At 61.4% G+C, this 4,994-nt stretch carries 3 protein-coding genes; all 3 read left to right on the top strand.

From position 1 onward, the window contains the following. Positions 1-876 precede the first annotated feature (876 nt). Positions 877-2,193 carry a nucleotide sugar dehydrogenase gene (locus tag ACPZMI_RS00185; protein ID WP_065864153.1) on the top strand — a complete coding sequence of 439 codons (1,317 nt, stop codon included), beginning with the start codon at positions 877-879 and terminating at the stop codon, positions 2,191-2,193. A 62-nt stretch (positions 2,194-2,255) separates the two neighbouring features. Then, positions 2,256-3,737, top strand: coding sequence for a glycosyltransferase family 2 protein (locus ACPZMI_RS00180; RefSeq protein WP_186668125.1), 1,482 nt, complete (start codon positions 2,256-2,258; stop codon positions 3,735-3,737). A gap of 36 nt (positions 3,738-3,773) precedes the next feature. Continuing rightward, positions 3,774-4,940, top strand: coding sequence for an alginate biosynthesis protein Alg44 (locus ACPZMI_RS00175; protein WP_186711195.1), 1,167 nt, complete (start codon positions 3,774-3,776; stop codon positions 4,938-4,940). The last annotated feature ends 54 nt before the right edge of the window (positions 4,941-4,994 follow it).

Here is a 4,994-nt window from a genome sequence, read left to right as displayed (position 1 = left end):
CTGTTTTTTGGCGCCGGTAATTTGGCTTTTTGGGCGGGGCTTTCAGCGGTGCGGTACCTGTAGGAGCGGGCTTGCCCGCGAACACGGGCGCAGCCCGTGCCAGGCACCGCGGTGTGCTTTTCGCGGGCAAGCCCGCTCCTACAGGTACCGCACCGCTGAAAGCCCCGCCCAAAAAGCCAAATTACCGGCGCCAAAAAACAGACGAACCCGAGCTTATCGCCAAACGCCATAAGACCGTTCGTAGTTTTTTGACGAATTTTGAAAAAATTTTTCCGATACTGGCATATAACCATCCCATCTTGATCTCGCCCTTTATATACAGGGGCGAAACCCATCCGTGCTATCAGATTGAAAGTATTTAGCGCTTAAAAAATATTTAGAAATCTTTCATCTGCCCTGCACTCACCCCGGAACTTCTCCCTTCGCAGATCGCTCATAGCACCCGTAACGAATCACGAGCGTGCAACGTGAGAGATGACTTACAGATGACAACTGGCAGGTACTCAATACCTGCACTGATAACTTCGACTACCGCCTCGGTATACCCGAGCGGCCTGTCCAAGCAGGAGAGACGCGCCCCTTACTAATCGTCCTAGTGGTTGATTTCAAAGGATTTATTCACTTGAAAAAACAAGCACAGCAGCGCACCCGATAACGCGTTGCAATAAAGACGGCTGCATCTCAGGGCACGCCTTTTAATAACTGGCCTTTTACTGCCAAGTTTGAGCGCACAACGGTTTGCGCTCCGGATTCATTCATACCTGCGTTCGGTGAAGTGTCAATTCGCCATGGATCCGTGCGCCCGTAAAAGCAGGTCAATCAACCCGGTCCGACTCTTCGAAAGAGTCGGCGTGATAAACACACGAGGTGAATACGATGCGTATCAGCATCTTTGGTTTGGGTTACGTGGGTGCCGTCTGTGCAGGTTGCCTGTCGGCAAGGGGCCATGAAGTGATTGGTGTGGACGTGTCCACCACCAAGATCGACCTGATCAACCAGGGCAAGTCGCCAATCGTCGAGCCGGGTCTGGAGCAACTCCTGCAGCAAGGCATCGCCAATGGTCGCCTGCGTGGCACCACCGACTTCGCCGAGGCGATCCGCGCCAGCGACGTGTCGATGATCTGCGTCGGCACCCCGAGCAAGAAGAACGGCGACCTGGGCCTGGAATACATCGAATCGGTGTGCCGCGAGATCGGCTATGTGCTGCGCGACACCACCCGCCGCCACACCATCGTGGTGCGCAGCACCGTGCTGCCAGGCACCGTGAAGAACGTGGTGATCCCGATCCTCGAGGACTGCTCGGGCAAGAAGGCCGGCGTCGATTTCGGCGTGGCGGTCAACCCCGAGTTCCTGCGCGAAAGTACCGCGATCAAGGACTACGACCAGCCTCCGATGACTGTCATCGGCGAACTGGACAGCGCCAGCGGCGACGTGCTGCAGGCGATCTACGAAGAGCTCGACGCCCCGATCATCCGCAAGCCGATCGAAGTGGCCGAGATGATCAAGTACACCTGCAACGTCTGGCACGCCACCAAGGTGACCTTCGCCAACGAGATCGGCAACATCGCCAAGGCGGTCGGCGTCGATGGTCGCGAAGTGATGGACGTGGTCTGCCAGGACAAGGCCCTGAACCTGTCGCAGTACTACATGCGCCCAGGCTTCGCCTTCGGCGGTTCGTGCCTGCCCAAGGACGTGCGCGCCCTCACCTATCGCGCTGCCAGCCTCGACGTGAAGGCGCCGCTGCTCGACTCGCTGATGCGCAGCAACGAGTCGCAGGTGCAGAACGCCTTCGACATCATCGAAAGCCACGACAAGCGCAAGATCGCCCTGCTCGGCCTGAGCTTCAAGGCCGGCACCGACGACCTGCGCGAAAGCCCGCTGGTGGAACTGGCCGAGCGCCTGATCGGCAAGGGCTACGAGCTGAACATCTACGACCAGAACGTCGAGTACGCCCGTGTCCACGGCGCCAACAAGGACTACATCGAGTCGAAGATCCCGCATGTCTCGTCGCTGCTCAACGCCGACTTCCAGCAGGTGGTCGATGGCGCCGACATCATCATCCTCGGCAACCGCGACGAGCAGTTCCGTGCCCTGGCCCAGCAGGCGCCGGAAGGCAAGCAGGTGATCGACCTGGTCGGCTTCATGAGCAAGCCCACCAGCACCCTCACCCGCACCGAAGGCATCTGCTGGTAAGCCAGCCCGACGCGGGGCCGGCCGGCTCCGCACTTCCCTGATTCTCGCGACGGATGCTGAACATGCAAAGGCTCCAGACAGTGCTGTTGCAGTGCGCCGGATGGCTGCTCTACATGAGCCTGCTCATGCTGATCGCCCTGGCCCTGCCCAGCGATATCTTCGATTCGCAATCGAAGCACTTCATCTTCCTGGTCGGCGCAGTCGGCATCTGGCGCTACTCCATGGGCGCCACCCATTTCATCCGCGGCATGATCTTCCTGTACCTGGTCTACCCCTACCTGCGCCGCAAGGTGCAGAAGCTGGGCAAGGCAGCCGAACCGTCTCATGTGTACCTGATGGTCACCAGCTTTCGCATCGATGCGCTGACCACCGCCCAGGTGTACAGCTCGGTGATCCGCGAAGCGATCGAATGCGGCTACCCGACCACCGTGGTCTGCTCGCTGGTGGAGAAGTCCGACGAGTTGCTGGTCAAGAGCCTGTGGGCCAAGTTCAACCCGCCCGAACACGTCGCCCTGGACTTCGTGCGCATCGCCGGTACCGGCAAGCGCGACGGCCTGGCCTACGGTTTTCGCGCCATCTCGCGGATGCTGCCGGACGAAAACGCGGTGGTCGCGGTGATCGACGGCGACACCGTGCTGGCCGATGGCGTGGTACGCAAGACCGTGCCCTGGTTCAAGCTCTACCCCAATGTCGGTGGCCTGACCACCAACGAATTCTGCGAAGTGCGCGGCGGCTACATCATGAGCGAGTGGCACAAGCTGCGCTTCGCCCAGCGCCACATCAACATGTGCTCGATGGCGCTGTCCAAGCGCGTGCTGACCATGACCGGGCGCATGTCGATGTTCCGCGCAAGCGTGGTCACCAACCCTGAGTTCATCGCCGACGTCGAGAGCGACTCGCTGATGCACTGGCGCCTGGGCCGCTTCAAGTTCCTCACCGGCGACGACAAGTCGAGCTGGTTCAGCCTGATGCGCCTGGGCTACGACACCTTCTACGTGCCGGACGCGGCGATCAACACGGTCGAGCATCCGCCGGAGAAGAGCTTCGTCAAGGCCAGCCGCAAGCTGATGTACCGCTGGTACGGCAACAACCTGCGGCAGAACTCCCGTGCCCTGGGCCTGGGCCTCAAGCGCCTGGGGCTGTTCACCAGCATCGTGCTGCTCGACCAGCGTGTGTCGATGTGGACCAGCCTGCTGGGCCTGACCGTGGCGGTGATCGCCAGCTTCAAGTTCGGCCTGCAGTTCCTGCTGGTGTACCTGCTGTGGATCGGCATCACCCGCCTGATCCTCACCATCATGCTGCTGTGCTCGGGCCACAGCGTCGGCCCGGCCTACCCGCTGATCCTCTATTACAACCAGATCGTCGGCGCACTGATGAAGATCTACGTGTTCTTCCGCCTCGACAAGCAGTCCTGGACCCGGCAGCCGACTGCCCTGAAACGTGACCTCGCCAGCTTTCAACAATGGTTCAACACCTGGTCCTCTCGGACCATGACCTTCTCGGCCGCCAGCATCTTCGTCGCTGTGCTGTTCATGGTCGTGTGAGCCCAACCCGGATCGATCCAACAGGAACAAATCACCATGAATACCGCCGTGAACGTCAACGTCGTGCATGAGTCCGAAGCCCAGCGCCAGCACGCCCGGGTGCGCATCCCGGCCAAGCTGCGCTATCTGGACAGCGAGCGCCAGCCGCAGGATGTGAAGGTCGACGACCTCTCCGCCGGTGGTCTGTCGTTCCATGCCAAAAAAGCCCTTCCGGTCGGCGATGTCGTGCGTGGTCGCCTGCAGTTCGTGGTCGACAACCTGGGGCTGTCGATGGACATCGAGTTCCTGGTGCGCTCGAGCGATCCACAAAGCGGCCGCACCGGTGTCGAATTCCAGAACCTGGAACCGCGTGATATCGCGACCCTGCGCCACATCATCACCTCCCACCTGTCCGGTGAGCTGATCAGCGTCGGTGACGTGCTCAGTACCCTGCAGCGCGACAACTTCACCAAGGCGCGCAAGCAGAAGGATTCGGGCTCGGGCCTCAGCGCCTTCGGTCGCCTGCGTGCCGTCACCGTCACCCTGGGCGTGTTCGTGGTCGGCATCGCCGCCTTCGGCTTCGTCGCCAAGTCACTGTACGGCCTGTACTTCGTCAGCCACGCCGAGGCCGGCGTGGTCGCGGTACCGACCACCAACGTCACCATGCCCCGCGACGGCAGCATGCAGAGCCTGGTGGAAAACGGTGCGCAGGTGGTCAAGGGCGCGCCGCTGGCGACCTTCAACACCAGCATGCTCGACCTGCTCAAGGGCCATCTGGACGACTCGCAACTGGAGCCTGCCAAGGTCGAGGAGCTGTTCGGCAAGCAGCTTTCCGGCACCCTCACCAGCCCCTGCGATTGCGTGGTCGCCCGCCAGTTGGTGGATGACGGCCAGTACGCCAGCAAGGGCCAGGCGGTTTACCAACTGATCCCGCGCACCACCAACCCGATGGTCGAGGCGCGCTTCAGCTATCGCCAGTTCGACGAGGTCAAGCCAGGTACCCGGGTCAACTTCCAGATCGCCGGCGAAGACAACGTGCGCACCGGTGTGATCGTCGGCAGCGCCAGCCTGGACAACGACAACCTGGCTTCGGACATTCGCGTGCAGATCAAGCCTGACGAGTCGCTGCCTGCAGAGCTGGCCGGCCGCCCGGCCTCGGTGAACAGCGACCGCGGTCCCTCGCTGAACTGGCTGATCGACAAGGCCGTGGCCCGCGGGCTCTGAGGGGGATAGGACGATGACCCCGAACAATTACACCTGTGCTCCTGTGGGAGCGGG

This window comes from Pseudomonas wayambapalatensis (assembly GCF_049942315.1).
GTDB lineage: Bacteria > Pseudomonadota > Gammaproteobacteria > Pseudomonadales > Pseudomonadaceae > Aquipseudomonas > Aquipseudomonas wayambapalatensis.
Note: the sequence above shows the minus strand (reverse complement) of the source record. Positions and strands in the feature narration are given on the sequence as shown.